This is a genomic window from Halorubrum ezzemoulense (assembly GCF_004126515.1).
Lineage (GTDB): Archaea > Halobacteriota > Halobacteria > Halobacteriales > Haloferacaceae > Halorubrum > Halorubrum ezzemoulense.
The window spans coordinates 563605-589936 of sequence record NZ_CP034940.1 but is presented as its reverse complement, the minus strand read 5'-3'; the positions used below and the strand labels follow the sequence as shown (position 1 = coordinate 589936).

At 72.8% G+C, this 26332-nt stretch carries 28 protein-coding genes and 1 tRNA gene; 18 read left to right on the top strand and 11 right to left on the bottom strand.

The genetic code is table 11. From position 1 onward, the window contains the following. Positions 1–50 precede the first annotated feature (50 nt). From EO776_RS18845 to EO776_RS02875, 4 genes are all read right to left on the bottom strand, one after another. Positions 51–218 carry a hypothetical protein gene (locus tag EO776_RS18845; protein ID WP_167373069.1) on the bottom strand — a complete coding sequence of 56 codons (168 nt, stop codon included), beginning with the start codon at positions 216–218 and terminating at the stop codon, positions 51–53. A gap of 561 nt (positions 219–779) precedes the next feature. Further along, a tRNA-Ser gene (locus tag EO776_RS02885) sits at positions 780–861 on the bottom strand. Positions 862–888: 27 nt separating this feature from the next. Continuing rightward, positions 889–1194 carry a hypothetical protein gene (locus EO776_RS02880; RefSeq protein WP_186279050.1) on the bottom strand — a complete coding sequence of 102 codons (306 nt, stop codon included), beginning with the start codon at positions 1192–1194 and terminating at the stop codon, positions 889–891. Continuing rightward, positions 1195–1575 (bottom strand): Rid family detoxifying hydrolase, encoded by a 381-nt coding sequence (locus tag EO776_RS02875; RefSeq protein WP_086216840.1) that lies wholly within the window; start codon positions 1573–1575, stop codon positions 1195–1197. It abuts the gene before it with no gap. A 123-nt stretch (positions 1576–1698) separates the two neighbouring features. Between EO776_RS02875 and EO776_RS02870 the strand changes: the two genes are divergently transcribed. Then, positions 1699–2094 (top strand): DUF7577 domain-containing protein, encoded by a 396-nt coding sequence (locus EO776_RS02870; RefSeq protein ID WP_086219669.1) that lies wholly within the window; start codon positions 1699–1701, stop codon positions 2092–2094. A gap of 75 nt (positions 2095–2169) precedes the next feature. Here EO776_RS02870 and ubaA read toward each other — a convergent pair whose 3' ends face one another. The 3 genes from ubaA to EO776_RS02855 all read right to left on the bottom strand — a co-directional run bounded on the left by ubaA (position 2170) and on the right by EO776_RS02855 (position 5258). Next, positions 2170–2982, bottom strand: coding sequence for an SAMP-activating enzyme E1 (gene ubaA / locus EO776_RS02865; RefSeq protein ID WP_094520126.1), 813 nt, complete (start codon positions 2980–2982; stop codon positions 2170–2172). Between the two features lie 109 nt (positions 2983–3091). After that, positions 3092–4474 (bottom strand): DUF4864 domain-containing protein, encoded by a 1383-nt coding sequence (locus tag EO776_RS02860; protein ID WP_094520125.1) that lies wholly within the window; start codon positions 4472–4474, stop codon positions 3092–3094. Positions 4475–4667: 193 nt separating this feature from the next. Then, entirely contained in the window at positions 4668–5258 is a 591-nt protein-coding gene (locus EO776_RS02855; RefSeq protein WP_049931415.1) for a 50S ribosomal protein L15e, read from the bottom strand. A 385-nt stretch (positions 5259–5643) separates the two neighbouring features. Between EO776_RS02855 and EO776_RS02850 the strand changes: the two genes are divergently transcribed. Genes EO776_RS02850 through trxA form a run of 10 tightly spaced genes read left to right on the top strand, consistent with a single transcriptional unit; the run spans position 5644 to position 15530 of the window. Then, positions 5644–6750, top strand: coding sequence for a nicotinate-nucleotide--dimethylbenzimidazole phosphoribosyltransferase (locus tag EO776_RS02850; RefSeq protein WP_094520124.1), 1107 nt, complete (start codon positions 5644–5646; stop codon positions 6748–6750). Continuing rightward, entirely contained in the window at positions 6747–8090 is a 1344-nt protein-coding gene (locus tag EO776_RS02845) for a cobyrinic acid a,c-diamide synthase (protein WP_094520123.1), read from the top strand. Before EO776_RS02850 ends, EO776_RS02845 begins: the two co-directional genes overlap by 4 nt. Continuing rightward, complete coding sequence (locus EO776_RS02840) at positions 8087–9208, top strand: CobD/CbiB family cobalamin biosynthesis protein (RefSeq protein WP_080508577.1); 1122 nt, start codon at positions 8087–8089, stop codon at positions 9206–9208. The genes EO776_RS02845 and EO776_RS02840 overlap by 4 nt, the downstream gene beginning before the upstream one ends. After that, complete coding sequence (gene cobS, locus EO776_RS02835; protein ID WP_094520122.1) at positions 9199–10002, top strand: adenosylcobinamide-GDP ribazoletransferase; 804 nt, start codon at positions 9199–9201, stop codon at positions 10000–10002. The genes EO776_RS02840 and cobS overlap by 10 nt, the downstream gene beginning before the upstream one ends. Continuing rightward, entirely contained in the window at positions 10002–10760 is a 759-nt protein-coding gene (locus EO776_RS02830; RefSeq protein WP_094520131.1) for an NTP transferase domain-containing protein, read from the top strand. Before cobS ends, EO776_RS02830 begins: the two co-directional genes overlap by 1 nt. Continuing rightward, positions 10757–11836 carry an aminotransferase class I/II-fold pyridoxal phosphate-dependent enzyme gene (locus tag EO776_RS02825; RefSeq protein WP_094520121.1) on the top strand — a complete coding sequence of 360 codons (1080 nt, stop codon included), beginning with the start codon at positions 10757–10759 and terminating at the stop codon, positions 11834–11836. Before EO776_RS02830 ends, EO776_RS02825 begins: the two co-directional genes overlap by 4 nt. After that, positions 11829–12593, top strand: a complete 765-nt coding sequence (locus EO776_RS02820; protein WP_086219810.1) for an adenosylcobinamide amidohydrolase — start codon at positions 11829–11831, stop codon at positions 12591–12593. The genes EO776_RS02825 and EO776_RS02820 overlap by 8 nt, the downstream gene beginning before the upstream one ends. Next, a complete protein-coding gene (locus EO776_RS02815) occupies positions 12590–13342 on the top strand; it encodes a cob(I)yrinic acid a,c-diamide adenosyltransferase (protein ID WP_094520120.1) in 753 nt (250 codons plus the stop codon). The genes EO776_RS02820 and EO776_RS02815 overlap by 4 nt, the downstream gene beginning before the upstream one ends. Before the next feature lie 19 nt (positions 13343–13361). After that, entirely contained in the window at positions 13362–14987 is a 1626-nt protein-coding gene (locus EO776_RS02810) for a cobyric acid synthase (RefSeq protein ID WP_094520119.1), read from the top strand. 57 nt (positions 14988–15044) lie between these two features. Beyond that, positions 15045–15530, top strand: coding sequence for a thioredoxin (gene trxA, locus EO776_RS02805; RefSeq protein ID WP_049931408.1), 486 nt, complete (start codon positions 15045–15047; stop codon positions 15528–15530). Positions 15531–15551: 21 nt separating this feature from the next. On the opposite strand, the gene EO776_RS02800 is transcribed toward trxA, so the two are convergent. After that, entirely contained in the window at positions 15552–16247 is a 696-nt protein-coding gene (locus EO776_RS02800; protein WP_086216790.1) for a helix-turn-helix domain-containing protein, read from the bottom strand. 187 nt (positions 16248–16434) lie between these two features. Between EO776_RS02800 and EO776_RS02795 the strand changes: the two genes are divergently transcribed. From EO776_RS02795 to EO776_RS02775, 5 genes are all read left to right on the top strand, one after another. Continuing rightward, positions 16435–17361, top strand: coding sequence for a hypothetical protein (locus EO776_RS02795; protein ID WP_094520130.1), 927 nt, complete (start codon positions 16435–16437; stop codon positions 17359–17361). A gap of 187 nt (positions 17362–17548) precedes the next feature. Continuing rightward, the gene (gene fdhF, locus EO776_RS02790) at positions 17549–19642 is read left to right on the top strand and encodes a formate dehydrogenase subunit alpha (protein WP_094520118.1); all 2094 of its coding nucleotides are present in this window, start codon (positions 17549–17551) and stop codon (positions 19640–19642) included. Between the two features lie 114 nt (positions 19643–19756). Then, on the top strand, positions 19757–21451 hold the full coding sequence (locus EO776_RS02785) for a globin-coupled sensor protein (RefSeq protein ID WP_241897913.1): 1695 nt from the start codon (positions 19757–19759) through the stop codon (positions 21449–21451). A 107-nt stretch (positions 21452–21558) separates the two neighbouring features. After that, positions 21559–22068, top strand: a complete 510-nt coding sequence (locus tag EO776_RS02780) for an IS630 family transposase (RefSeq protein ID WP_049932884.1) — start codon at positions 21559–21561, stop codon at positions 22066–22068. Further along, a complete protein-coding gene (locus tag EO776_RS02775; protein WP_080508605.1) occupies positions 22065–22628 on the top strand; it encodes a transposase in 564 nt (187 codons plus the stop codon). Before EO776_RS02780 ends, EO776_RS02775 begins: the two co-directional genes overlap by 4 nt. A gap of 6 nt (positions 22629–22634) precedes the next feature. On the opposite strand, the gene EO776_RS18840 is transcribed toward EO776_RS02775, so the two are convergent. Beyond that, positions 22635–22805: a hypothetical protein gene (locus EO776_RS18840; protein ID WP_155120035.1), complete on the bottom strand. Its 171-nt coding sequence runs from the start codon at positions 22803–22805 to the stop codon at positions 22635–22637. An 83-nt stretch (positions 22806–22888) separates the two neighbouring features. Then, the gene (locus EO776_RS02770; RefSeq protein WP_049931405.1) at positions 22889–23194 is read right to left on the bottom strand and encodes a MazG-like family protein; all 306 of its coding nucleotides are present in this window, start codon (positions 23192–23194) and stop codon (positions 22889–22891) included. A gap of 126 nt (positions 23195–23320) precedes the next feature. Here EO776_RS02770 and npdG point away from each other — a divergent pair, with 126 nt between their 5' ends. Both npdG and EO776_RS02760 read left to right on the top strand, forming a co-directional pair. Beyond that, positions 23321–23989 (top strand): NADPH-dependent F420 reductase, encoded by a 669-nt coding sequence (gene npdG, locus EO776_RS02765; protein WP_100050353.1) that lies wholly within the window; start codon positions 23321–23323, stop codon positions 23987–23989. 212 nt (positions 23990–24201) lie between these two features. Further along, entirely contained in the window at positions 24202–25044 is an 843-nt protein-coding gene (locus tag EO776_RS02760) for a polyprenyl synthetase family protein (protein ID WP_049931403.1), read from the top strand. A gap of 36 nt (positions 25045–25080) precedes the next feature. Here the strand turns inward: EO776_RS02760 and EO776_RS02755 are convergent, their stop codons facing one another. Continuing rightward, complete coding sequence (locus tag EO776_RS02755; protein WP_094520117.1) at positions 25081–26232, bottom strand: multicopper oxidase domain-containing protein; 1152 nt, start codon at positions 26230–26232, stop codon at positions 25081–25083. Positions 26233–26332 lie beyond the last annotated feature (100 nt).

Genomic DNA, 26332 nt, shown 5'->3' with positions numbered 1-26332 from the left:
GGCAGGCGAGGGGTCGAACGACCGGTGAGAAGGGATCGGGACGCGACCGGTCACCGGGCCGCGTCGTCGGACTCGGCGAGGAACTCCGCGTCTGTCGCCTCCCCGTACGGTTCCGGCGGTTCGTCGTCCGCGTCGAGTTCGCGCCGTGCGAGGTGGTTCTCGAGTTGGCGGCGCTTGTTCCTCCCTTTCCGCTCGCGACCCGATTTCGTGTCTGGCATCGTCACCCGTGTCAACAATACCCACACATATGAATCTTGTGTCGGTGTGCGGACGTGTCGAGGCGGGCCGAACCGGACGCTTTCGAAGCAGATTCGGCCGACAGCAGCGGTGTGATAATCAAACACCCACTATATCTGCCAGAGGCTCTCACGAGTTAGTTGCGGTGGCGCGTGCCGACGAGCGCCCGGAGGGCGCGATGTCGCACGCGCGAGGGACGCGGTGAGCGACGGGCGACCGAAGGGAGCCCGGAGTGAACCGCGAGGCTGGGGCGGTGTGAGGTGCGGTGCTGTGTGGTCGCGGCCGCCCCTGTGGAGGTAATCGTCGGCGAGCAATAGGTGTCTGCGTAGAGCCGAGCGGCTGGGGCTTTGGAGGTGATCGTCGCGGCCAGACCCGCCCGTCGCTGTCGCTCCTCGCTCGTTATTGCGACAGTGGAGCGCCAAGAGAGGGATTTGAACCTCAGTCGTTCCGCTCGCTGCGCTCGCTTCACTCCCTGGTTCAAATCCCTCCATCAGGCTTTTCGACGAACAGGTCGCTTCGCTCGCCGTGTCGTTCGTCGAAAACGCCAGGAGAGGGATTTGAACCCCCGATCCCGGATGGGAACACGCTTTCCAGGCGTGCGCCTTACCACTCGGCCATCCTGGCTCACTCCGTGCTACTCCGGTGCGACTGTTAAGTCCTTCTTTTCGCTCGCAGTCGGGCCTCGGCGAGGTAGGAGAGACCGGCCGACGCGGCCGCGACCCCGAGCGCGACGAGCGCCAGTCCGCCGATCCCGACCGGCAGCGACCCGGGGCCGACGAGCCGGTACCCCTGCGCGAGCACGAGGAAGGCGAACCCGCCGACGGCGCCCCACAGCGCCGCGGACCGCAGGCGAGCACGCAGCGTGGCCGGGGCGCCGGGCGCGCGGCCGCCGCCGCCGGAACCGGAGGGGTCGTCCCGGTCCGTCTCGGCCCCGCGCCCGCCCTCGCCGTCGGACATCTACTCGACGACGGCGACGGCCTCGATCTCGACGCCGGCCCCCTTGGGGAGCGCGCCCGCTTGGACCGCCGAGCGGGCGGGAGGCGCCTCGTCAAAGTAGTCGGCGTACGTCTCGTTCATCTCGTCGAAGTCGTCGATGTCGGCGAGGAACACCGTCGTCTTGAGCACGTCCTCGGGCCCGGCCCCCGCCTCGTCGAGCACCGCGAGGAGGTTGTCCAGCGCCTGCTCCGTCTGGTCCGCGATCGACGCGTCGGCGAGGAGTTCGCCGTCGGGCGTCAGGGGTATCTGCCCGGCCGTGAACACGAGGTCGCCGTCCGTCGTCGCCTGACTGTACGCGCCCACCGCCGCCGGGGCGTCGTCCGTGTGGATCGTCTCCTTCATGCGGGTGCGCCTTCGACCGGCGGCCTCAAGAGTACTCTGGAGCGGCCCGCCGACGGGCCCGTCGGAGCGCGGCCGGTGGACCCACCGTCAGACACAAGACTCCGGGATGGTAACATGACACGTATGACGGGTGATCAGCTCGTGCCCCTCGCCGCGATATTCGTCGGCGTGGCGGCGCTCAACCTCGCGGTGACGTGGCTGCTCGTCCGCCGGAACCGCGACCCCGCGGAGCTCTTCGGCTCGGTCGCGGCCCGTTCGTCGGAGCCCGACGGCGACGGGGAAGCGGCCGGTTCGGCGGTCGCACGCGACCGCGGCGCGGCCGGGGGTCCGACGGTCGAGTCAGCCGACGCCGGTGACCCGCCGCCGCTCGACGCCGACGGGGAGACGGTCGTCTGCCGGCACTGCGGCGCTGAGAACCGCGCCGGCTACCGGTACTGCCGGTGGTGCGTGCGGTCGGGATTCGTCGACGACGGCGCCGGCGTCACCGCGGGAACAGCGATGACCGACCGGTCGCTATAAGCTGTCGCGACGGGCGCCCCGACCGCGACGACGAGGAACGGGCCACGTAGACGGCGTCGATCCGGAGTGGACCGCTCAGGCCGCGTCGATCCGACAGCCAGCGGCGTAGTCGATCCCGTCAAGCGTGTCGATTCCGTCGTCGCCGCACACCGGGCAGTCCGGGTTACGCGCGTACGGGACCGTCTCGAACGAGAGGTCCATGGCGTCGTAAAACAGCATGCGACCGACGAGCGGGTCGCCGACGTCTATGATCAGTTTCACCGCCTCCGTCGCCTGGAGACACCCGACCGTCCCGGGGAGGACGCCGAGGACGCCGGTGCTGGCGCAGTCCGGTACCGTTCCCGGCTCCGGCGGCTCCGGGAACAGACAGCGGTAGCAGGGGCCGTCGGGCGAGAGCGTCGTCACCTGCCCCTCGAACTTGTAGATGGCACCGTGCGAGACGGGGACGCCCTCGATTCGGGCGGCGTCGTTCACCACGTACCGGGTTGCGAAGTTGTCCGAGCAGTCGACGACGACATCGTAGTCCGAGATCAGTTCGCGGGCGTTACCCGCGTCGAGTCGCAGGTGGTGGCGCTCGACATCCACGTCGGGGTTGAGGTCGGCGACGAAGTCGGCGGCCGAGTCGACCTTCTGGCGTCCCACGTCGCCGTCGCCGTGGATGACCTGTCGCTGGAGGTTCGAGCGCTCGACGGCGTCGTCGTCGGCGATCCCGATCGCGCCGACGCCCGCCGCCGCGAGGTACTGGACGACGGGCGCGCCGAGCCCGCCCGCGCCGACGACGAGGACACAGGCGTCGAGCAGTCGCTTCTGCCCCTCCGGACCGACGCCGTCCAAGATGACGTGTCTGGAGTAGCGGTCGAGTTGGGTCGCGTCGAGCGAGAGGCTCATGACTTCGACCAGTGCTGGCGCGAATATAATCGTGTTCCCGGCGGCGACAAAGACGCGACGCGGCCGACACTCGCTCCGTCGGCGACGGCTCTGGACCCGACGCCGACGCTTACTCCCCCGACGCGGTCACGGCGTCGGTCATCCAACAGTCGTCGACGCTGCCCAGCGAACTGTTCGTGGTCGCGCTCCCGCCGCCGACCCGGACGAGGCGGAACTCGTAGCGCCCGGTCACGGTGCCGTCCTCGCGCGTGACGACTTCGACTGCGGCGGTCCCGTCGGCGGTCTCCGGCACCGAGTACTCCGCGGTATCGTACGTGAGCATCGGGCCGTACCGGGCGGTCTCGAACAGCTCGACGTACTCGCCGACGGGTCCGACGACCTGCCTGTTCTCCGGCGACGCGAACGCCCGGAGGGTCCGGATGCCGTCGTTCGTCGCGTTGTCGTTGTACCGGAGCGCGTTCATCTGGATCTGGACGACCTGAAGCGCGGACCGCTCGCAGGTCGGGGACAACGCCGTGTTCCGCGCGGCCTCACCGGTCGGGTCGCCGTCGGCGGCCGACACGGTGTTCCCGCCGTCCGAGTCCGTGCCGCTCGCGTCGCTGCCGTCGTCCGTCGACCCTCCCGCGTCGGACGGCGAGTCGATCGCCCCGTCGTCGCCGGCGATCCCGCCCGGCCCGCCGATCCCGGCGGCGCCGGCGGCGAACCCGGCCCCGGCCGCCGCGACGAGGAGCGCGACGACCGCGATCGCGGCGACGACGGTCCGGCGGGACGGTCGATCGCTCGCGGCGTCGGCGGTCGAACCGTCGCCCGGCTCACCGCTCTGGGGTGGATCGGGGTCGGAGTCGCTCGGCCGGTCGTCAGCTCGCGACGCGCCGGGCGAGTCGGCGACGTTCCGATCGGTGCGATCGGCGTCGCTGCGGCCTACCGGTCCCGACGCGCCGGCGGCCGTCGCCCCGCCGGCGAGATCGCTCGCGTCGCCATCGCCCGAGGCGTCGTCGCCGCTCGCGCTGTCGACGGTCCGGACATCGTCGGTCGCCTCGTCGTCGGTGGCTAGCGATCCGTCGCCGGAATCGGTCGCAGCGCCGGGCTCGGGAGCGACCGCGTCGTACGATGCGGACCGAACGGGGACGCCGAGAATCCGGTCCGCGATCTCGTCCGCCGCCGCCGGCGGGACGGCGTACAGGAGCCGCCGTCGGAGGTCCGCCGGAGAGACGACCGTCGAGTCGTCGAGCGTCCCCTCGTCAAGCAGTGAGTCGCTCGCGACGACGACGGCGTCGGCCGGGCCGTCGGGGACGCGGCCGTCGGCGGCCGAGGCGACGAGCAGTTCGGTCCGCTGGTCCCCGTTTCGCACGGTCACTCGGGGCGGATCGGCGTCGGCCGCGTCGGCGGTCGCCGCGTACGCGTCGGCGACGAGCGTCGCGAGCGCGTCCGTGTCGAGCGACCTGAGCGCGGTCGCGAACGCGTCGGGCGGAATCGGGGTGGTCCCGGTCACGTGGCGATCGCCATGACTACAGTTGGTATGTGACGCGGTGTCTTTGCTCTTGCGCCGCCGGCGTCCGGGGCGCGACGGCGGAGAGCGTCGGGAGCGTTAGACGACGAGCCCGTCGGGGGACGGGGGCGACGAGCGGCGCGTCCGCTCGGCGACGCGGTCGGTGAAAAACGAGAACTGAACGTCGACGGCGGCGTTACTTGCCCTGCCGGTCGTTCGAGGTGACGCTCGGGCGCGTCTTCTCGGTGCCCTTGCCGCGCTTGCGCTGGCCGCGGCCCTTGGTGCCGGCGGAGGTGAGCCCGCGGTACGCGCGACCCTTGTGGTCGTCCGAGCAGATCCAGTTCAGGTCGTCGTCGTTCTCGATTGCGGGGTGGGCGGGGTCCACGAGGATGACCTCGTGCCACTTCTGCGAGCCGTCCTCACCGACCCAGTAGGAGTTGAGCACGCGGAGGTTGCGGTACTTCCGCGAGGCGCGCTCCTCGGCGATGCGCTGGATCGACTTGCGCCGCGAGACGCGGTTGACGCCCTGGCGCTTCGAGCGGCGGCCGGCCTTGAAGCGCTGCTTGCGCGAACCGCCCTTGCGGACGCTCACGCGGGCGACGATGACGCCCTGCTTGGCCTTGTAGCCCAGCTCGCGGGCCTTGTCCAGCCGGGTGGGGCGCTCGATGCGCTCGATGGCGCCCTGGTCGCGCCACTCCTGTTTGCGCTGCCACTGCAGCTCAGCTAGTTTCCCCTCCTTGGGGGACCGCCACGCCTCCTTGATGTGCGAGTAGAAGCTTCGTGCCATTGTTGTCCGCGGACGGTTGCGATTCAGCCGCGAGGGGCCACATGTCGTCTCGTCCCGGGGCGCGCGGCGGTCGGTCCGACCGCGGCCCCGGCGGCGAGTGCCCGCTGTGTCCGCACCAGCGAGTTGACGGAAATATCCGCGGTTCACTCTTAACCGCTTCGCTCCGCGGGTCGCGTGGGTTGCGGTCGCACGGGTTCGGCGAGACGTTCGGTCCGAACTGACGGGCGAGATATTCGGTCGGGACGCACAGTCGACGGGCGCGGTCGGAACGCTCGAACCGGCCGCCGCTCGTCGATCGATTAAAGTTCAATTGTATCGATGAACCGCTAGTGGTACACATCGACGCCGCGCCGGCGGCACGCGGGCGCGACGGAGGGAGGTACCGGTGGGAGGTATGAGACTCCTCGTCGTCGCGGGAACGACCGCGACCGCCGCCATCGACGGAATCAGCGCTGCGGGCGCCGACCCGGAGCTACGCGTTCACACGCCGAGCGCCGACCTCGAAATCGTCGAGGCGGGGCGCCCCGCGCCCGACTCGCCCGTGCCGATGAGTCCGACGGGCTGCGCGACGCCCGCGGTCGTCACCCGCGCGGTCCGCGAGCTGCTCGGCCCGGAGACCCTTCCCGTCGAGTTCGTCGACGCCGGACTCGGCGCGCCGACCGCGGCGAGCGTCCGCGAGGTCGGCGCGTCCCCGGGCGGCGACGTCCGCGACCCCGAGCCGGTCCCGGAGGCGGCAACCGTCTTCGAGCGCGCGCGCTCGCTGGCGCCCGACCTCGCCGTGTCCGGTGAGGGAGCCGGCCCCGAACGCGACGGCGACGGACCCGCCGAGCTGCTCGTCGCCGAGACGATTCCCGGCGGGACGACCACCGCGCTCGGAGTCCTGACCGCGCTCGGCGAGCGCGCCGCCGTCTCCTCGTCGCTACCGGCGAATCCGATCGAGCGCAAGCGGCGCGTCGTCGCCGAGGGGCTGGACGCGAGCGGCCTCGACCCGGGCGGCGCGGCGGACGACCCGATCGAGGCGGTCCGGCTGGCCGGCGACCCCGTCCTCGCCGCCGTTTCGGGGCTGATCGTCGGCGCGGCCGACGCCGGGATCGACGTGACCCTCGCGGACGGCACACAGCTCGCGGCCGCGGCGGCGCTCGCCCGGCACGCGGGCGTGGAGCGACCACTCCCGTTGGCGACCACGTCGCTCGTCGCGGACGACCCCACCGCGGATCTCCCGGCGCTCGCCGGCGACCTGGACCTGACGCTCGCGGCGGCCGACCCCGGGTTCGGCGAGAGCGACCACCCGGCGATGGCGGCGTACGCCCGCGGCGAGGCGAAGGAGGGCGTCGGCATGGGCGGGGCGCTCGCGCTCGCGGAGCGCGCCGGGGTCGGCGACGACGCCGTCCGCGAGCGGGTCGCCGCCGTGGCCGACCGCCTGCTCGCGGATCGGACGGAGTCCGACGGGGGAGACGGGACTACCCCCGCGAACGGAGGCGACCGACGGTGAGGGGACTCGTCCTCGCCGGCACGGCGTCGGGCGTCGGCAAGACGGTGGCGACCCTCGCGACGATCCGCGCGTTCGAGAACGCCGGCCGGACCGTCCGGCCCGCGAAAGCGGGGCCGGACTTCATCGACCCGAGCCACCACGCCCGGGTCGCCGGGCGGCCGTCGCGCACCCTCGACCCGTGGCTTCAGGGGAACGACGGCCTCCGGCGGAACTACGCCCGCGGCGACGGTGACGTCTGCGTCGTCGAGGGAATGATGGGGCTGTACGACGGCAGCGCCGCGAGCACGGCCGAGGTGGCCGCCGCGCTCGACCTCCCGGTCGTCCTCGTCGTCGACGCGAGCGCCGGGATGGAGAGCGTCGCGGCGACCGCGCTCGGCTTCGCGACGTACGCCGACCGGACCGACCACGACCTCGACGTGGCGGGCGTCGTCGCACAGCGCGCGCACGGCGGCCGTCACGAGTCGGGGATCCGCGAGGCGCTCCCAAACTCGCTCGCCTACTGCGGCCGGATCCCACCCCGCGAGGATCTGGAGATCCCCGACCGCCACCTCGGACTACGGATGGGCGAGGAGGCACCGCTCGACTCGGCGGCGCTCGACGCCGCCGCCGAGACGCTCCGGACCGACCGGCTGCTCGATGTCGCGGGCGAACCGACGCTCCCCGCGACCGGCCCGGAGGCGAGACCGGCGGGCGGCGACAGCCGAGCGAGCCCCGGAGACGGCGACGACCGCCCGCGGGTCGCGGTCGCGGACGACGCCGCCTTCCGGTTTGTCTACCCGGCCACCCGCGAGCGGCTCGCCGAGCGCGCGACCGTAGTCCCCTTCGCGCCCGCGGCCGGCGACGACCTCCCGCCCTGCGACGGCGTCTACCTCCCCGGCGGCTACCCGGAGCTCCACGCCGCGGCGCTCGCCGACGGGCCCGCGCTTGCGTCGGTCGCGGACGCCGCGGCCGAGGGGACGCCCGTCCTCGGCGAGTGCGGCGGGCTAATGGCCCTCGCGGAGACGCTGACGACGGCCGACGGCGACAGCCACGAGATGGCGGGCGTCCTCCCCGCGAGCGTCGAGCGCCGGGAGCGGTATCAGGCGCTCGACCACGTCGAACTCCGCGCCCGCCGCGGCGCGCTCACAGCGGCCGCCGGGGATCGGCTCCGCGGCCACGAGTTCCACTACTCCGCGGCCGAGGTCGCCCCCGACGCCCGGTTCGCGTTCGACGTGGAGCGCGGGACCGGCATCGACGGCGACCGGGAGGGGCTGACCGAACACCGCACGCTCGGGACGTACTGTCACGTCCACCCCGAGAGCGGGGCGTTCGACGCGTTCCTCGACGAGGTGACGGGATGACGGGAGCCGCCGCGCCCGTCGGGGCCACCGAGCCGGCCGTCGCCGCGCAGGTCGCTGAACCCGCCGCCGCGCTGATTGCTCCGGCTGCCACGCTCCTCGCGCCGGTCGCGCTCGCCCTCGCGCTGGATCTCGCGGCCGCGGAGCCGCCGCACCGCGTCCACCCGGTCGCGCTGTTCGGGACCCTCGTCGGCCGGTTCGACCGGGAGTGGGGCCGCCCTCGGCTCGTCGGCGTCGCGGTCGCGGCCGGCCTCCCTCTCGCCGCGGCCGCACTCTGCGGCGGGGTCGTCTGGCTGGCCGCCGCGCACGGCCCGCGACCCGGCGGCGTCCCGGTCGCCGCCGTCGCCGCTGCGGCGGGCGTCTGCTTCTCGGTCGCGAGCCTCCGCATGCTGCTCGACGTGACCGGCGAGGTCGTCGCCGAGACCGAGACCGATCCCGACGCCGCCCGGGAGTCGGTCCGGGCGCTCGTCGGGCGCGACCCGGCCGACCTCTCTCCGGCCGCGCTCCGTAGCGCTGCGGTCGAGAGCGCCGCGGAGAACCTCGCGGACGGGTTCGTCGCACCGCTCGTCTGGTTCGCCGCCGGCGCGACCGGCGCCGTCGCGGTCGCGGCGGTCGGTGGGAGTCCCGGGGCCGGCACGACCGGCGTGACGGCCACGGTCGCCGGGAGCGCCGCGACCGTCGAGAGCGCGCTGGCGGCGGGGGTCGCGGCCGCGGCCTGGGTGAAGGCGGTGAACACGCTCGACTCGATGCTCGGCTACCGGTCGAAGCCGGTCGGCTGGGCCAGCGCCCGGCTCGACGACGCCGCGATGTTCCTGCCGGCGCGGGTCGCGGCGTGCTGTCTCGCCGTCGCGGCCCGGTCGCCCGGGAGCCTGCGGCGCGCCCGGTCGCTGGCCCGCGAGCCGGCGTCGCCGAACTCGGGCTGGCCGATGGCGACGGCCGCCGCCGCGCTCGGCGTCCGCCTAGAGAAGCCGGGGGCGTACGTCCTCGACGGCGGTCCGGAGGCGCCGTCGCCCGCGGCCGCCCGCGACGCCGTGCGGCTCGTCGGCGTCGCCGGCGGGGTCACCGTCGCGGCCGCGGCGGCGTGGGTCCTCGCGCTCGCGGGGGTGGTCGCGTGGTCCTGACCAGACCGGTCGCGGCGCTCCGCGGCGCGCTCGGGTTCCTCTCCCGGATCCCCGTCGGCCGCACCGACCGCGCCTGGGAGGCGTTCCGGCGGACGCCAGCGGCGATGCCGGCGGTCGGGTACGCGATCGGGGCGCTCGTCTCGCTCCCGGTCGTCGCGGCCGCGCTGGTGCCGGTTCGGGTGCCGCCGCTCACGGTCGGCGTCGCGTCCGCCGCGTGGCTCCCCCTCGTCACCGGGATCACCCACCTCGACGGCGTCGCGGACCTCGGCGACGCGGCGGTCGTCCACGGCGACGCCGAGCGGCGGCGGGCGGTCCTGAAAGACTCCGCGCTCGGCGTGGGCGGGACGGTCGCGCTCGCGCTCGTCGTCGCCGGGCTCGTCGCCGCGGGGGCGGCGGTCACGGGCGTCGCGGCCCGCTCGCTCGGCGACGCGGTCGCCCTCGTCGTCCTCGCGGAGGTGGGCGCGAAGGCCGCGACGGCGGCGCTCGTCTGCGTCGGCGACGCCCCGCACGAAGGGCTCGGGTCGGCGCTGACGGCGGCCTCCGGCCCGCGGGCGCTCGCCGGCGTCGCACTCGTGACGACGCCCGCGGCGCTGGGCGCGCGGGCGGGCCTCAGCTCCGGGGGCGCCGGCGTCGTCGCGGCCGCGATCACCGCCGCGGTCGTCGTCGCCGCGCTCGCGTTCGCGTGGGCGCGCTCGCGGCTCGGCGGGGTCAGCGGCGACGTGCTCGGCGCGACGAACGAGCTCGCCCGCGTCGTCGGGCTACACGCGGGGGTGATCGCGTGGACGCTCTCGTGATGTGCGGCGGCCGCGGCACGCGACTCGACCGCGAGGGCGAGAAGCCGCTCGCGCCGGTGGCCGGGCGGTCGATGGTCGACCGGACGCTCGACACCCTCGCCGCGAGCCGGGTCGAGACCGCGTACGCGGCCGTCTCGCCACACACGCCGCGGACCCGCGAGCGACTGGGCGAGCGGGCGAGCGGGGGCGGACGGGTCGCCGACGGCGCCGAACGAGGGGCGGGCTCGGTCGAGGTGACCGTCGTCGACACGCCAGGCGACGGGTACGTCGCGGATCTTCAGGCGGCGCTGGCCGAGGGTCCGGAACCGCCGGTCCTCACGGTCGCGGTCGACCTCCCGCTGCTTGACGGGCCGGCGGTCGACGCCGTCCTCGACGCCCACGCCGCGGCCGGGGGGGAATCGTTGTCGATCCGCGTCCCCGCCGCACGCAAGCGCGAGTTAGGCGCGAGCGCCGACGCCGCGACGCGGTACGACGGAGCGGGAGGCGAGTGCGGAGGAGGCGACGAGGCGGCCGACGGAGACGCACCCGACGAGCGCGTCCCGGCCGGCGTCAACGTCGTCGGAGCGATCGACGGCGCGGGCGACGAGGCCGTCCGCGCGACCCGCGACGCCCGCCTCGCGCTCAACGTCAACCGCCCCGGAGACCGTCGGCTCGCCGAGCGGATCCTCGCCGGCGAGTGCGACGCCCCGACCCTCCCGACCGGCGGGGTCGAGTGGCTCGGCGAGCCGGGAGCCGCCGAGGGAGGTGACCGGTCGTGAATCGCGAGCGCGCGGCGGCGCTCGGACGCGAACCCCACGGAAGTACCGACGACCCGGACCTGCTGGACTTCAGCGCGAACACGAACCCGGTGGTCCCGGCAGGCGTCGAGCGCGTCTACCGTGCGGCCTTCGAGACGGCGCGGACGTACCCGCCGGAGCCCCCGGAAGCGTTCCGGGCGGCCGCGGCCGACTACGTCGGCTGCGACCCCGAGTGCGTGGTCCCGACGCCCGGCGGGCTGGCCGCGATCCGGACGGCGATCGCGCTCGCGGTCGACCCGGGCGACTCGGCCCTGCTCCCCGCGCCGAGTTTCGGCGAGTACGCCCGCGAGGTCCGACTTCGGGGCGGCGATCCCTCGTTCGTCGACGCCGAGCGCGTCCTCGACGCCGACCCGCGCGGCCACGCCCTGGCGGTCGTCTGTACGCCGAACAACCCGACCGGGGCCGGCTACGACCGCGAGGCGCTGCTCGCGTTCGCGGAGCGTTGCCGCGCGGCCGACACCGTGCTGCTCGTCGACGAGGCGTTCCTCGGGTTCACCGAGCGCGAGTCGCTCGCGGGCACCGACGGCGTCGTCGTCGCGCGGGCGCTCACCAAGCTGTTCGGGCTCCCCGGGATCCGGGCCGGATTCGCGGTCGCGACGGGCGACCTCGGCGCGGCGATGCGGGGCGCGCGCCGGGCGTGGAACGTGAGCGCCCCGGCGCTCGCGACCGGGGAGTACTGCCTCCGGCAGACGGAGTTCGTCCGCGAGACCCGCGACCGCGTCCGCCGCGAGCGCGGGCGGCTGCGGACCGGCCTCGGCGAGCGGTACGACGTGGCGCCCTCCGAGGCCCCGTTCCTGCTCGTCGACGTCGGCGACCGCGACGTGGACCGCGTCGTCGCGCGCGCCCGGGAGCGGGGCGTCGCCGTCCGCGACGCGCGGACGTTCCGGGGCCTCGACTCGCACGTCAGGGTCGCGGTCCGCCGCCCGGCGGAGAACGACCGACTCCTCGCGGCGCTCGGCGTCGACGGCGAGGAAGACGACGACGAAGCGGACGCCGAGACGGGAGACGGCGGCGGAGGTGGGGACGCCGATGTTTGAGGCGACCGTCAGCGAGGGCGTCCTCCGGCTCCGGCGGCCGGGGACGCGCTGGCTCTCGACCGGGTGGGACGGCGGGCGGTCGCGGGCGGCGACCGCGTACAACGTCACCGTCCCGAAGGGGTTCGCCCGGACCGACCTCGGGACCTACCGCGACGAGCGGCTGGCGCGAGCGGGGTTCGCCGCCGAAGCGGACGGGCGGAGCGCCGAGGGGAGCGACGGCGACCGCGACGCGCCGCCGACGCTGTTCACGGGCGTCTCGATGGAGCACGCCCGCGGCGCGCGGCTCGGGCCGGTCGTCGCGTACGCGACGGTCGGCCTCTCGAACCCCGCGATGCTGCCGATGGAGCCGACGGACGAGGGCGAGCCGGTCGATTCGGGCGCCGACGCCGCCGGCTCACCGGTCGACCCCCCCGGAACGGTGAACCTGATCGTCGGCGCGACGCGGCGGCTCGCCCCCGGGGCCGCGGCGAACCTCGTCGCGGTCGCGGCCGAGGCGAAGACGGCGACGCTGCTCGCGGGGGCGGGGATTCCGGGGACGACGAGCGACGCCGTCGTCGTCGCCGACGATCCGGAGGGCGAGCCGGCGGAGTTCTCCGGGAGCGCCACGGCGGTCGGCGGGGCGGCCCGCGCCTGCGTCCGGGACGCGGTCCGCGCGAGCCTGCGGTCGCGGTACCCGGACGGCGACGTGCCCGGACCGGCGGTCGACGCCGAACACGGCGTCGTCACCGGCGACCGGGCGGAGGTTTTCGACCCATGACCACGAACCACGACGACACCGACGACGAGGAACCGACCGACGCGCACGAGGAAACACCGACCGACGCCGGCGAGGGAGCCGCAGGCGACCGCGCCCGCACCCCGGGCGGCGGCGCGGCCCCGGAGCCGGAGCCGATCGAGCCGGCCGCCCCCGAGGAGTTCGGACTGGTCCAGGCGTTCTGGGGCGACGGCAAGGGGAAGACCACCGCGGCGATGGGGATGGGCTTCCGGGCCGCGGGCCACGGCTACCGCGTCCACATGCTCCAGTTCATGAAGGGCGGCGCGGACAGCGTCGAGGGCGTCAGGGGCGAATACAACGCGATCGCGGCCGTTCCGGGCTTCACCTACGAGAACGCCGGTCACTACGGCTGGCACGGCCTGCTCGACGGGTCGGCCGACGACGAGCACGAGGCGAAGGCGGCGGCCGCCTTCGACCGCGCGGAGGCGCTCGTCATGGGCGCTGCGGAGGCAGACCTGACCGAGCCGCTCGCACTCGACGGGGCGCCCGAGGCGGGCGTCCACCTGCTGATACTCGACGAGCTGCTGTACGCGGCCGACCGCGGGCTCGTCGCCCCCGACGAGGTTGTCCGCCTCGCCGAGTCGAAGCCCGAGGACCTCGAACTCGTCCTCACCGGAAGCCACGCCGAACCGGACTATCTTGACGGCGTCGCCGATCTGATCTCGAACGTCCGCAAGGTCGCCCACCCGTTCGACGACGGCCAGCGGGCGCGCAGGGGGACGGAGTACTGACGATGAGGGCCGCGCGACCGTGACCGACGCCGGCGCGGACGAGGGCGGCGGGGCCGAGGCGGACCCGGAGAGTAACGCCGACACGGTGCTGATCGCGGGTACCGCGAGCCACGTCGGCAAGAGCACGCTGGCGGCCGGGCTCTGCCGACTGCTCGCGCGGCGCGGCGTCTCGGTCGCACCGTACAAGGCCCAGAACATGAGCAACAACGCGCGGGTCGCGCTCGCCCCGGACGGCGAGTGGGGCGAGGTCGGCGTCTCCCAACACGTCCAGGCCCGGGCGGCCGAGACCGTGCCGACGACCGACGTGAACCCCGTCCTGCTCAAGCCGCGCGGCGGCGGCGAGAGCCAGGTGATCGTCGACGGCGAGGCGGTCGCGAACGCTCCGGCGTCGACGTACTACGACGACCACTGGGCGACCGCCCGCGACGCCGCGGTCGCCGCCCACGAGCGCCTCGCGGCCGACCACGACGTGATCGTCGCCGAAGGCGCGGGGAGCATCGCCGAGATCAACCTCCACGACCGCGACCTCGCGAACGTCGAGTGCGCGCGGTTCGCGGACGCGGCGATCCTGATCGCGGTCGACATCGAGCGCGGCGGCGCGTTCGCGAGCCTCTACGGGACCCTCGAACTGCTCCCCGACGACCTCCGCGAACGCGTGTGCGGCGCCGTGATCACGAAGTTCCGCGGCGACCCGGCCCTCCTCGAACCCGGGATCGACGAGATCGAGGCCCGAACCGGCGTGCCCGTCGTCGGCGTCGTCCCGCACGACGACCCGGGGCTCCCGGCGGAGGACAGCCTCTCGCTGCCCGACGCGGCGACCGCCGAGGACGGAAGCGGTGGCGGCGGGACCGGCAGCGGCGGCGTCCTCGGCACCGACGACGGCGTTCCGGACGACGAGGCCGTCCGGGTCGGGGTCCCGCGGCTGCCGCGCATCTCGAACTTCACCGACCTGGAGCCGCTCGCGCGCGTGCCGGGAGTCCGCGTCGCCTACCTCCCGCTCGACGCCGCGCTCGACGGGGTCGACGCGGTGGTCCTCCCGGGGTCGAAGAACACCGTCGACGACCTGCTCGCACTCCGCGAGGCCGGCTTCGACGGCGCGCTGCGCGCGTTCGACGCCCCCGTGGTCGGCGTCTGCGGCGGGTACCAGCTGCTCGGCGAACGCCTCCTCGACGCGGCCGTCGAGGGCGTCGGCGACCGCGAAGCGGTTCCGGGGGTCGGCCTCCTGCCAGTCGAGACGCGGTTCTCGACGGAGAAGCGCGTCGAGCGCGTCACCCGGGCGGTCGACGGCGTCGGCCCGATCGCCGGCGCCGAGGGGCGCGCGACGGGCTACGAGATCCGCGCCGGGCGGACGCGGGTCCTCGACGACGGGGAGCGGGACGCCGCGGCGACGCTGCTCGCGACCGAGCCGCTCGGTGCCGAGGGCGTCGCCACCGACCGCGTCCTCGGGACGTACCTCCACGGACTCTTCGAGACGGCGGCCGTGCGCGACGCCTTCGTCGAGACGGTCTTCGCGAGCGCGGGCCGGACGCGCCCGGACGCGACGACCGCCGACCGGTCGCCGTACGAGCGCGCGGCCGACCTCGTCGCGGACCACGTGGACCTGGCCGCCGCCGGGCTCGACGAGCTCCTCGGGTCCGCGGAGTGAGGCGACGGGGGATCCGAAGGCGGAAAGTATATTGTCCTAAATACCCAATACTGGCGCATGAGCGACGCAGCCGAAGCGAACGAATCGACGGGAGACGACGCGAAGACCGAGCGCGAGCGGATTCGCGAGCAGAAGCGCCGAGAGCTGGAAGCGCGCCTCGGCGACGGCGACGCGCTCGACGAGGGCGCCGGAACCGAGACGGGCGACGGCGGGGCGGCGACCCCGGACGAGCCGATCCACGTGAACGGACCGGACGAACTCCAGCGCACGGTCGACGAGCACGACGTCGTCCTCGTGGACTGTTACGCCGACTGGTGTGGCCCCTGTCAGATGATGGAGCCGACGATCGAGGCGCTCGCGGCCGAAAGCGATGCCGCGATCGCCAAGGTCGACGTCGACGCGAACCAGGCGGTCGCCCAGCAGCTGGGCGCGCGCAGCATCCCGACGCTCGTCCTGTTTGCCGGCGGCGAGGCGGTCGACCGGTTCGTCGGCGCGCAGGACCGGGCGACGCTCGAATCCGCGATCAACGAACACGCCGCCTGACGCGGCGGGGGAGCAGAGCCCTCAGTTCTCCGCCAGCGTCTCCTCCAAGAGCTTCCGCTGTGCGGTCGCGAGGTGCTCGGCGAACGTCGAGGGAGAGATGTCGAGCGCGTCGGCGACCGCGCTCGCGTTGGCGTCGCGGGGGCGTTCGAAGTAGCCCATGCGGTAGGCGGTCCGCAACACCTCGCACTGGCGATCGGTGAGGCGGCCGCGGTCGACGAGGGTCCGGTCCGACACCTCGTCGCCGCGCGCCGACCCCTCGACGAGGTAGCGGACCTCGACGCGCTCCGCCGTCCCGTCGAGCGCCGAGACGATGTCGCGCAGGCGTTCGAGGTCGGGGAGGTGGAGCGTCAGGAGGAGGACGCCGTCCTCGGCGCGGGCGTCCGCGATCGGGCAGTCGAGCTCCTCGATTATCCGGCAGGCGCACGCCCCGTCGCGCGGGCGGTCGTACCGGTACACCCGCTCGTCGCCGAGGTCGACGACCGAGGTGGGCGTCGGGACCCCCTCCGCGCGGTCGACCGCGTCCGGGTCGCGGGCGCGGAACTCCTCGGTGTGCGTGTCACCCACGTGCGTCCAGTTGACGCCGGTTATCGGTCCGTCGTGGACGGTCGACGCGGCGACGACCGGACACCCCTCGGTCCCGTGGATCGCGACGCCGGCGCGAACGCCCCCGTGCGCGGCCGCGACACCGTCGTCCGCCGGCTTCCCTCCGGTTCCCATCAGATCGGGGTTAGCACGACGGGTACAAATGCCTGATCCACGATACACCGGTCCCGTGACCGGGTCTCGCAGAGAACACCCGCAATACTGAGGGCCGGTCGGTATCGGTCCGCGCCCCGGAGTCGCAGCCGTGACACGAGCGATCCACGCACTCGGAGCGATCGCCCTGGCCGGCGCCGGGGGCGGAATGAGCGTCGCGGCGGCCGCGGGGTTGGCCGGCGGCGCCGCAGGCGGACCGAACCTGCTGGCCGGCGCGGTCGTCCTCGCGGTCGGCGCGGTGAGCCTCGGCGCCACCGTCGCGAGGGAGACCCGGGACGCGCTGCGGACGGACGACTTCGGCGTCACGCGGACCGACCTCGGCAACGCGACCGCCGTCGCCGCCGCGGCGCCGGTCACGTACGCCCTCTCCGTGCGGGTGGGCGTCGGCGCGGTCGTCGCGTCCGCGCTCGTTGGGCTCTGCGCGCACCTCCTGACCGAGACGTACGGCGCCCCCGCCTACTGCGGTTCGTTCGTCGGGATGGCGACCCCCGCGGCCGACGCCGAACTCGGGTCGGTGGCCGCCGCCGGCCTCGTCGCCGCCGGCGTCTTCGTCGCCGCCAAGCGCGCGTTCAACGGGTTCGGCGGGAAGCTCGGCACGACGGCGTTCGTCGGCTGCCTGTCGGTGGCGGCGCTCGGCGGGCTGACTCCCGGCGCGGGGACGGTCCCGGAGCCGGCCGTCGCGACGGGGCTCGTCGCCGCGGCGGCCGTCGCCGCGCCCGTCACGTACCTCGTGAGCGTTCAGCTCGACCACGGCCCGGTCGTCGCCTCCGCCGTCGTCGGGCTCGCGGCCGGCCTCGTCTGTCCGCCGCTGTTCGCCGCGGGCGACGCGGTCGCTGCGGCCGCCTTCTGCGCGTCGTTCGCCGGGATGGCCACCCCGGAGCGGATCCCAGGGCCCGGCGCGATGCTGTTGGCCGGCGGGACAGCCGGCGTGGCGTTCGTCGGCGCGGCGCCGTACTTCGTCGGCTTCGGCGGGAAGCTCGGCACGATCGCGTTTGCCGCCTGCCTCGTGACCGCGGGCGCCCTGTCGCTCGGCCGCCTGCTCGCGCCGGCGGAGAGCGACGCCGTGACCGGGTGACTCGCCGCCGCGTCGGGGGCGCGAAGACGGCGGACGAACACCGTCGACCGGCGCGAGAGGCGGGCGGACATCGAGGCGAGGGGACGGATACCGAGACGGGAGGGCCGGCACCGAGACGAGAGGGTAATTAAAACACCACGCTACGCCGGGGGTGTTCGGAGGGTGCTGGGGCTCCTACGTGGGACCGATGCCCGATCCGACCGAACGGAGCTTCGAGTCGAGCCCCACCGTCTGTCCGTTCTGCGGCGTCGGCTGCCAGATCGAGTACGCCGACCGCGGCGGCGCGACCGGCGTCGAGGGGGCGGTGAACGCCAAGGGAGAGATCTGCCCGAAGGGGGCGGCCGCGTTCGACGTGGTCGACCACGAGGACCGCCTGACGGAGCCGCTGGTCCGACACGACGGGCACTTCGTCACCGCGCCGTGGGGGGAGGCGCTCGACCGCGTCGCGAGCGGAATCGGGCGCGTGGTCGACGAGCACGGCCCCGACGCCGTCCAGTTCTTCGCGTCGTCGAACTGTACGAACGAGGAGAACTACGTCCTCCAGAAGCTCGCGCGCGTCCTCGGGACCAACAACGTCGACAACTGCGCGCGGCTCTGTCACTCCTCGACCGTCGCGGCGATGAGCGAGCGGTTCGGGGCCGGCGCGATGACGAACACGCTCGACGACCTCCGGGAGACGGACTGCCTGTTCGTCAACGGGGCCAACCCGGCCGAGCAACACCCCGTGGCGTTCCGGTCGTACCTCCTCCCGGCGATCCGCGACGGCGCGACGCTGGTCCACGTCGACCCGCGCGCGAACGACACCACCGAGGCGGCGGACGTCCACCTGCCGCTGCGCCCCGGCACCGACATCGAGGTGGCGAACGCGGTCGCGGCGGTCCTCGTCGAGGAGGACCTCGTCGACGAGTCGTTCCTCGACGAGCGCACGACCGGGTTCGACCGCCTTCGCGGCCACCTCGCCGGCGTGGACGTCGCCGCGAACGCCGAGGCGGCCGGCGTCGACCCGGAGGCGATCCGGGAGGCCGCCCGGGCGTACGGCGAGGCCGACCGCGCCGCGATCGTGACGGGGATGGGGACGAGCCAGCACCGCTGCGGCACCGACAACGTCCACGCCCTGCTCAACCTCGCGCTGCTGACCGGCAACGTCGGCCGCCCCGGGACGGGCGTGAACCCGCTGCGGGGCCAAAACAACGTTCAGGGCACGAGTGACGTTGGAGGACTGCCAGGCGTGCTCCCCGGGTACGAGCCCGTGACGGACGCGGCCGCCCGCGAGCGCGTCGCCGAGGTGTGGGGGGTCGAGCCGCCGGCGGAGCCCGGCCTCACCGAGGTGGAGGCGACCCACCGGTTCGGCGACGAGGTGCGCGCGGCGGTCGTCTTCGGCGAGAACCCGGCCGTCACCGAGCCGAACGCGACGGCGGTCGCGTCGGCGTTCGACGACCTCGACTTCTGCGTCGTCATCGACCTGTTCGAGACGGCGACGGCCAAGCACGCGGACGTGGTCCTCCCCGGGAGCGCGTGGGCCGAGAAGGCCGGGACCGTGACGAACACCGACCGGCGCGTGATGCGGATGCGGCCGAACGCGGACCTGCCGGGGAACGCGCGACGGGACTTCGAGATCCTCACCGACCTCGGCCAGCGGCTGACCGACCGGCCGGACGCGTTCGACCACGACGGCCCGGAGGCGGCCTTCGAGGAGCTGACCCGCGTCGCCCCGATCTACGAGGGGATGAGCTACGCGGAGATCGGCGGCGGCTACCAGCGGTGGCCGTTCTCGGCGAGCGACGGGGCCGGCACCGGCGTGTTACACGCGGAGACGTTCGCGACGGGCGAGCGCACCGCCCCGCTCGCGGTCGTCGACCCGGTCCCGCCCGCGGACGAACTCGACGCCGGCGAGCTGACGCTGACGACCGGTCGCGTGATGCAGCACTTCAACAGCGGGGCGCTCAGCCGGCGCTCCGACCGACTCGTGGCGATGCGGGGCGAGGACGCGCTCCAGATCCACCCGGCGGACGCCGCCGATCGCGAGATCGAGGACGGCGACCGAGTGACCGTCTCGAACGAGCGCGGGAGCGTCGAGGTCGCCGCCGAGGTCACGCCGGCGGTCCGCGAGGGCGTCGTGTTCTGTACGTTCCACTACCCGGACCCGCTCGCGAACGCGCTGACGGGCGACGCGCTCGACCCGGCGGCGAAGATCCCCGAGTTCAAGCACTCGGCGGTCGCGGTCGAGCCGGTCGCCGACGGGGACGCGCCCGCGGAAGGCGACGCGGCCGGCGCCGACTGAACGGGCGCCGACGCGGGGTCGGCCGTCCGTCGCGGATAGGCGGCACGAATCGCCGGTATCAGCCGTGAGACCTGGGGGTGGCCGTTTATATAACCCAAGCGGAGAGGTCTCAGCATGGCTACATCGGGAGAGTACGGCCGGCACGACTTCGGTCAGGGCGGCTTGAACGACGGGCTCGACGTGGGTGAGCTGGTCGACGAGATCGGTCTCGACGGGGACGAGATCGCGTGGCGAAAGGAGTTCGTCGGCTTCGACGCAGAAGACGAGCGGCGACTGAGCCGGTACGAGGACGCGTTCGCGGAGAACGCGGAGCAGATCGCGGACGACTTCTACGAGAATCTCACCGAGCACGAGCAGACGACCGCGGTGATCGGCCGGTCCGACAAGGGGCTCGAACAGCTCAAGCGGACCCAGTCGGCGTACCTCGTGACGCTCGCGGGGGGCGAGTACGGGACGGAGTACTTCGAGGACCGGGCGCGGATCGGCAAGATCCACGACATGCTGGAAATGCCGATGAAACACTACATCGGGCAGTACGGCGTCTACTACGACCTGATCCTCCCGCTTATCGGCGACCGGCTCGTCGACTCGCTCACCGACCGGCTGGCCCCCGACGACGGCGGGACGGTCGACGACGAGACCGCGGCGGCGGTCGAGGCGGAGGTCGACGACGCGATCGAGGACCTGCTCTCCGTCCTCCGGATCGTCAACCTCGACATGCAGGTCGTCACGGACACGTACATCCACTCGTACAGCGAGAAGCTCTCGGCGGCCGTCGAGCGGAACGAGGAGCTGATGGCGGAGGTGGAGGCGGAGGTCGAAGACCCGATCAGCGACCTCCGCGAGTCGGCGGGCGACGTCGCCGAGAGCGCCGCCGAGGTGGGCGACGCGGCCGAGGAACAGTCGCGGCGGGTCGCCGAGGTCTCCTCCGAGGTCGCGAACCTCTCGGCGACCGTCGAGGAGGTGGCGTCGACGGCCGACGAGGTCGATCGGACGAGCAGCCGGGCAGAGACCCTCGCGGAGGACGGCCGTGACGCGGCCGACGACGCCGCGTCGGCCATGGACGACATCGGCGACGCGGTCGACGAGGTGGCGGCCGACGTGGAGGCGCTTCAAGAGCGGGTCGAGGAGATCGACGAGTTCGTCGACGCGATCGACGGGATCGCCGACCAGACGAACCTGCTCGCGCTCAACGCCTCGATCGAGGCGGCCCGGGCCGGCGAGGCGGGTGCCGGGTTCGGCGTCGTCGCCGACGAGATCAAGTCGCTCGCGGAGGAGTCGCAGGGGCACGCGAGCGACATCGAGTCGATGGTCGACGGCATCCGCGCCGACACCGAGGAGACGGTCGAGAGCCTCTCGGAGACGACGGTGCGAGTCGACGAGGGGAGCGAGCGCGTCGGCGACGCGGCGGAGAGCCTCACCGACATCGCCGAGGCAGTCACCGAGACGGCCGACGGGATCGACGAGGTCTCCGACGTGACCGACGAGCAGGCCGCGGCCGCCGAGGAGATCGCCGCGACGATCGACGGGGTGGTCGAGCAGTCGAATCAGATCTCGGAGCGGATGGGAGAGCTCGCGGAGGAGAGCGAGTGCCAGTCCGCGGCGGTCGAGGAGGTCGAACGCAGCGTGCGCCGGCTGTCCGCCGACGGCGGCGACGACGGATTCCAAGCGGCGTCGGTGACGGACGGCGGCCGGTCGATCCCGGCGGGGCTACCGGAAGGGATGCCGGAGTTCGTGATCGACCGCCTCTCCGACGAGGAGTTACAGGCGATCGCGGCCGGCGACCTAGAGATGGACGACCTCCGGTGAGCCGGTCGGCGTGACCGGCGCGTCGGAGGCGCAGGAGTCGCGGCCCGAGCGGTCGGACTCATAGTGTTTAAGGAAGACATTTACCGATAGACGTAGTAGAGCCGGTAATGGGTCGGCTTGACGAGGTTGCGCTTGAGGAACTCTACGAAGTTAAAGAGGAGATTGACGAGGGAAAGCCGCGGGAACGTGTTCTCGCGGCGATAGGGCGCAAACAGGGCGATCACTTGGATACATTGGCTGAACGCCATGACGTCGTCGAGAAAACGATCCGCAACTGGCTCGATCGGTTCGAAGAAGAACCGATCGAGCAAGCCCCCTACGACGCTCCTCGACCAGGACACCCAGGAAAAATCAAGGGACAAGACCGCGAGCAGCTGTTCGAACAGCTACAACAGCCGCCAACCGAACTCGGCTACGATCAGCAAGCGTGGTCGGCGAAGCTCCTCCTTCACCACGTCAAAGAGGAGTACGGCGTCGAATACCACGAAAACTACGCCTACGAATTGCTGAGAGAGGCCGGGCTGTCCTTGCGGACAGCACGGCCTCAACACCACGAAGCTGACCCCGAAGAGAAGGCTGAGTTTCAGCAGACAGTCAAAAAAAACGAGCCGAACTGAGCGAGAAAACCGTCGTTGTCGTCGATCAATTCACCAAGCACGTCGGAACCGTTCAGCGGCGTGGCTGGTACCCGATCGGGTCAAATCCGACGATAGAGACAGCAACGTCTTGGGAGTCGGTGACAGTGCTTGGCGCTGTCACCGACGACGGTGACAGCTTCTACTGCTGGACAGAAGAGAACTTGACCAGATTCCACGGGATTCGGCTGTTAGAGGCATTGAAACACAAGTTTGGCGAGGAGTTAGTGGTGTTTCTGGATCGAGCGGGCTACTTCTACGCGAGGGATCTCTGGGAACACGTGAGCGGAGAACGCGAGACCGAAACTGTCGGAGACAGTTCGGTCTCGTGCGTGCGTGGGGACGATCTCGAAGTGTGGTACTTCCCATCGAAACTCCCCGAGTTGAACGCTGTCGAAGGGTGCTGGGACCAACTACAGGAGTGGTTCAAGTACCGCCTTATGCCAGATCTCTCGACGCTGAAAGATTACATTCTGCGAGGACTAAGCGCGATCACCGAACCGAACATCTGGCCGTATCTCACCGGTAAAGATTCGAATTAAACACTATCAGGGGACGAAGTACGCGTCCGGTCCTCGAACGCCGGAGAGCTCGCGGAGCGCGGGGGCGCCGCACCGGTCGCAGGCGTCCGGCTCCGCAGCGGCGTCGGCCCGGGCGAACACCGTCTCGCAGGCGTCGCAGGCGACGTAGCGGAGCGCGAGCGACGGGGTGTCGGTCATGGGCGGGGTAGGCGGCCGACGCACTTGAACCGACGCCCGGGGCGGGTCGGTCTTGCCCGGACCCGGCATCGCCGGTCGGGTCACTATTGCCCGGACCCGGCGTCGCCGGAGGACGCGATCCGCGCCTCGTACTTCGCCAGCGACTCGTCGAGCGCCTCGGCGGCGTCGGCGTCCGCCGCCTCGGCGAGCGCGAGCAGCGCGAACAGCGCGTCGCCGATCTCGTCGGTCGCGATCGCGGCGGCGTCCGGCTCGCTTCCGTAGTCGGTCGAGGTCGCCACCTCCTTGGCGATCTCGCCGACCTCGCTCTCGAGGTCGAGGACCCGGTGCGCGAGGTCGGTCTCTAACCCGTGCTCGGCGACGAAGGCGGCGACGCGGTCCTGCTCGTCCATACGCGTGGCCTCCCTCGCCTCGGTAAAGAATCCTCCCGCTTCGGTCGCCCCGAGACCGCGGGCTTCGGTGGTGGCGAGGACGGCCGGTCGCGCAACCCCTAAGACGCGAGCGACCCCAGTGTTCGTATGCGAATCGCGATACTCGGCGGCACCGGCGACATCGGCGAGGGGCTCGCGCTCCGGCTGGCGGCGGACACCCCGCACCGGATCGCGGTCGGGTCGCGGGAGGCCGAGAAGGCCGAGACCAAGGCCGAGGAGTACACGACCGAACTGGAGAGCCGCGGGCTCGACGCCGCGGTGACCGGCGGGGAGAACGCCGCTGTCGCCGCCGACGCCCGCGTCGTCGTCCTCGCGGTGCCGCCGTATCACGTCGGCGACACCGTGGAGGCGGTGGCGGGGTCGCTGGACGACGGCGACGTGCTCGTCTCGCCCGCCACGGGGATGAAACGCGACGACGAGGGGTTCCACTACCACAAGCCCGGCGCGGGCTCAGTGACCGCGATCGTCGCCGACGCGGCGCCGGAGGGCGTCGCCGTCGTCGGCGCGTTCCACAACCTCGCCGCCGCGCGGCTGGCGAACCTCGACGCCGACCTCGGCGTCGACACGCTCGTCATCGGCGACGACGGGGACGCGAAGCGAACGGTCGCGGACGTCGCCGAGGGGATCGAGGGGCTCCGCGCGCTCGACGCGGGCGGGATCGCCAACGCACCCGAGATCGAGGCGCTGACGCCGCTTCTGATCAACGTCGCCTCGAACAACGACGGGCTCAACGACCTAGGCGTTCGGTTCCAGTAGGACCGGAGGCGGACCGTCGCCGGGCGCTATGACGAACGGATGACCGCCCGCGGATCGGCGGCGAACGCCGCCGGAGTCCCGGCTCGGCGGTGAGGTTCCGGGGCCGCGAACCACGGGAGAGATCCCCGGGCGAGCGTCGGCGCAGTCGTCCGGATTTCCGCCGGCACGGCGTTCCGTTAGGCCTTTGCGCGCCGGGGCCCTCCGGTCGGTAGATGGAGTACTTGCAGCGTCGGGTCGGGCTGGTCGAAGACCGGATCGAGTCGGTCATCGACGACGTCGAGCCCGAGGAGCTGTCCGGTGAGGTGGGGCACGTCGTCCTCGCGGGCGGCAAGCGCGTCCGCCCCGCGGTGACCGTCCTCGCCTGCGAGGCGTTCGACGGCGACCCCGAGGAGGCGGTCGACTTCGCGGCCGGTATCGAGTTCGTCCACAACGCCTCGCTCGTGATCGACGACATCATCGACCGCTCCGAGGTCCGCCGCGGCACCCCCGCCGCGTGGGCGGAGTTCGGCTACGGCCCGGCGATCATCGCGAGTGACGGCCTGCTCGGCGAGGCGTTCGCGCTGTTCTCCGCCGAGCCGCGCGCGATGCGCACCGTCGCCGAGGCGATGGTCGAACTCGGCGAGGGCGAGGCGACCGAGCTCGCCGCGCGCCCGACCAACGAGGCCGAGTACATGGATCTAGCGCGCCGGAAGACGGGCGCGCTGTTCCGCGCCGCCGCCGAGTTGGGCGCGGTCGCGGGCGGCGCCGACCCCCACGCGATCGACTCGTTCGGCGAGTACGCGGAGCGCGTCGGCGTCGCCTTCCAGATGCGCGACGACGTGTTGGACGCCACCGCCGACGCTGACGACCTCGGCAAACCGACCGGACAGGACGCTGAGATGGACCGCCCGAGCGTCCTCCAGGTCACGTCGCTGTCGCCCGAGGAGATCAACGAGCGTGCCCGCGCCGAGTCGGAGCGCGCGCTCGCCGCCCTCGACGACGCCGATCCGCCCGAGACCGAGGCGATCGAGTACCTGCGCGACCTCGCAGAGTTCGTCGTCGTCCGCGAACGGTGATCGGAAGAGAGCGTTCGTGCGGTCAGATCCCGGCGCTCAGATCTCGTACTCCGCCTTCTCCATGAGGTCCGCGAACACCTCGGTCCCCATCGCCTCCTCGTAGACGATGGCAGTGAGCATCCCGCCGGGGTAGACGCCGCCGTTCTGGACGTGGTCCACCTTGTGGCAGTGCATCGGGTAGATGCCGGGGTCCGCGTCCGCCGCGAACTCGACGGTGTACCGCTCCGCGGGCGCGACGTTCACCACGTCCTCAGGTAATTGCAGTACCTCGGGGTACGGCGCGCCGTCCTTCTCCACCGTGCGGAACCGGTGGTTGTGCGTGTGCATCGGGTGCGACATGAACCCCGCGTTGACCAGGTGGAGCCGCACCGTGTCGCCCTCGCTGACGACGACCGGCGAGCCGTGGTCGGGGTTGAGCGTGTACGGCGCGACGCGGCCGTTGATCGTGAACGCGTCGGGGCGACGGTCCTGAACGTCGTAGCTGGCGTCCGCGCCGCCGTACGACCGGGAGAGCCGCGTGTCCCAGTCTTTCAGCGTCATGAACTGCTCGACGTCGGCTTCCTCGTACCCCTCGGGGTCGATCCGGAGGATCCCGTACATCCCCATGTCCATGTGCATCGGGGTGTTGAAGTGGCAGTGGTAGAGGTGGGTGCCGGGCACGTCCGCGCCGATCTGGTAGGTGTGCTCCTCGCCAGGCATCACGGTGATCCCCGTCGTGGACGGGACCCCGTCGTCCTTCCATGACTTCGAGACGCCGTGGAAGTGGAGCGTGTGCGGCATCTCCCCGCCGGTGTTGTCGAGGGTGATCGAGAGGTCGTCGCCCTCGGTCGCCCGGAGCACCGGGCCGGGGACGCTCGGCGTCCCGTCGTCGGCCTGGAACGCCCACGTCACCGGCATCTCGACCGGCCCGCCCAGCGATCTCCCGGGGTGGGCCGCGTGTCGGGCGTGGACCGAGCGCAGCGTCACCTCGCGGCCGCGCTCGTCGAGGTCGACGACCTCCGGCGACCCCGTCTCCGGGAGCGTCGGCCCGTCGTCGGTCGCCGGCGGGTCCGCGTCGTCGCCGGCGCTCGCGGTGGTGGTGGCCTCGTTCAGACAGCCCGCCAGCCCGGCGACGCCCGAGAGCCCCGCGGCCTGAAGGATCGTTCGTCGCGCGAAGCCGCCGTCGGAGACGGAGTCGTTCTGCGACATGTCTCAAGCGAGGGGGTGGGGAGAGATAACCCGGACGCGGCTTCCCGGTTCGAGACACGACGAGCGAACCAGTTCGTCCGCGAGCACATAAATGCGGCAG

What these genes read in the sequence shown, in the direction of transcription:
- EO776_RS02755 (WP_094520117.1), bottom strand. Translation starts at nt 26,232, where the DNA reads ATGTCGCAGAACGACTCCGTCTCCGACGGCGGCTTCGCGCGACGAACG.
- EO776_RS02770 (WP_049931405.1), bottom strand. Translation starts at nt 23,194, where the DNA reads ATGGACGAGCAGGACCGCGTCGCCGCCTTCGTCGCCGAGCACGGGTTA.
- trxA (WP_049931408.1), top strand. Translation starts at nt 15,045, where the DNA reads ATGAGCGACGCAGCCGAAGCGAACGAATCGACGGGAGACGACGCGAAG.
- EO776_RS02815 (WP_094520120.1), top strand. Translation starts at nt 12,590, where the DNA reads ATGACCACGAACCACGACGACACCGACGACGAGGAACCGACCGACGCG.
- EO776_RS02830 (WP_094520131.1), top strand. Translation starts at nt 10,002, where the DNA reads ATGTGCGGCGGCCGCGGCACGCGACTCGACCGCGAGGGCGAGAAGCCG.
- EO776_RS02820 (WP_086219810.1), top strand. Translation starts at nt 11,829, where the DNA reads ATGTTTGAGGCGACCGTCAGCGAGGGCGTCCTCCGGCTCCGGCGGCCG.
- EO776_RS18845 (WP_167373069.1), bottom strand. Translation starts at nt 218, where the DNA reads ATGCCAGACACGAAATCGGGTCGCGAGCGGAAAGGGAGGAACAAGCGC.
- EO776_RS02800 (WP_086216790.1), bottom strand. Translation starts at nt 16,247, where the DNA reads ATGGGAACCGGAGGGAAGCCGGCGGACGACGGTGTCGCGGCCGCGCAC.
- ubaA (WP_094520126.1), bottom strand. Translation starts at nt 2,982, where the DNA reads ATGAGCCTCTCGCTCGACGCGACCCAACTCGACCGCTACTCCAGACAC.
- EO776_RS02870 (WP_086219669.1), top strand. Translation starts at nt 1,699, where the DNA reads ATGACGGGTGATCAGCTCGTGCCCCTCGCCGCGATATTCGTCGGCGTG.
- EO776_RS02785 (WP_241897913.1), top strand. Translation starts at nt 19,757, where the DNA reads ATGGCTACATCGGGAGAGTACGGCCGGCACGACTTCGGTCAGGGCGGC.
- EO776_RS02880 (WP_186279050.1), bottom strand. Translation starts at nt 1,194, where the DNA reads ATGTCCGACGGCGAGGGCGGGCGCGGGGCCGAGACGGACCGGGACGAC.
- EO776_RS02780 (WP_049932884.1), top strand. Translation starts at nt 21,559, where the DNA reads ATGGGTCGGCTTGACGAGGTTGCGCTTGAGGAACTCTACGAAGTTAAA.
- EO776_RS02840 (WP_080508577.1), top strand. Translation starts at nt 8,087, where the DNA reads ATGACGGGAGCCGCCGCGCCCGTCGGGGCCACCGAGCCGGCCGTCGCC.
- fdhF (WP_094520118.1), top strand. Translation starts at nt 17,549, where the DNA reads ATGCCCGATCCGACCGAACGGAGCTTCGAGTCGAGCCCCACCGTCTGT.
- EO776_RS02855 (WP_049931415.1), bottom strand. Translation starts at nt 5,258, where the DNA reads ATGGCACGAAGCTTCTACTCGCACATCAAGGAGGCGTGGCGGTCCCCC.
- EO776_RS18840 (WP_155120035.1), bottom strand. Translation starts at nt 22,805, where the DNA reads ATGACCGACACCCCGTCGCTCGCGCTCCGCTACGTCGCCTGCGACGCC.
- EO776_RS02795 (WP_094520130.1), top strand. Translation starts at nt 16,435, where the DNA reads ATGAGCGTCGCGGCGGCCGCGGGGTTGGCCGGCGGCGCCGCAGGCGGA.
- EO776_RS02875 (WP_086216840.1), bottom strand. Translation starts at nt 1,575, where the DNA reads ATGAAGGAGACGATCCACACGGACGACGCCCCGGCGGCGGTGGGCGCG.
- npdG (WP_100050353.1), top strand. Translation starts at nt 23,321, where the DNA reads ATGCGAATCGCGATACTCGGCGGCACCGGCGACATCGGCGAGGGGCTC.
- EO776_RS02760 (WP_049931403.1), top strand. Translation starts at nt 24,202, where the DNA reads ATGGAGTACTTGCAGCGTCGGGTCGGGCTGGTCGAAGACCGGATCGAG.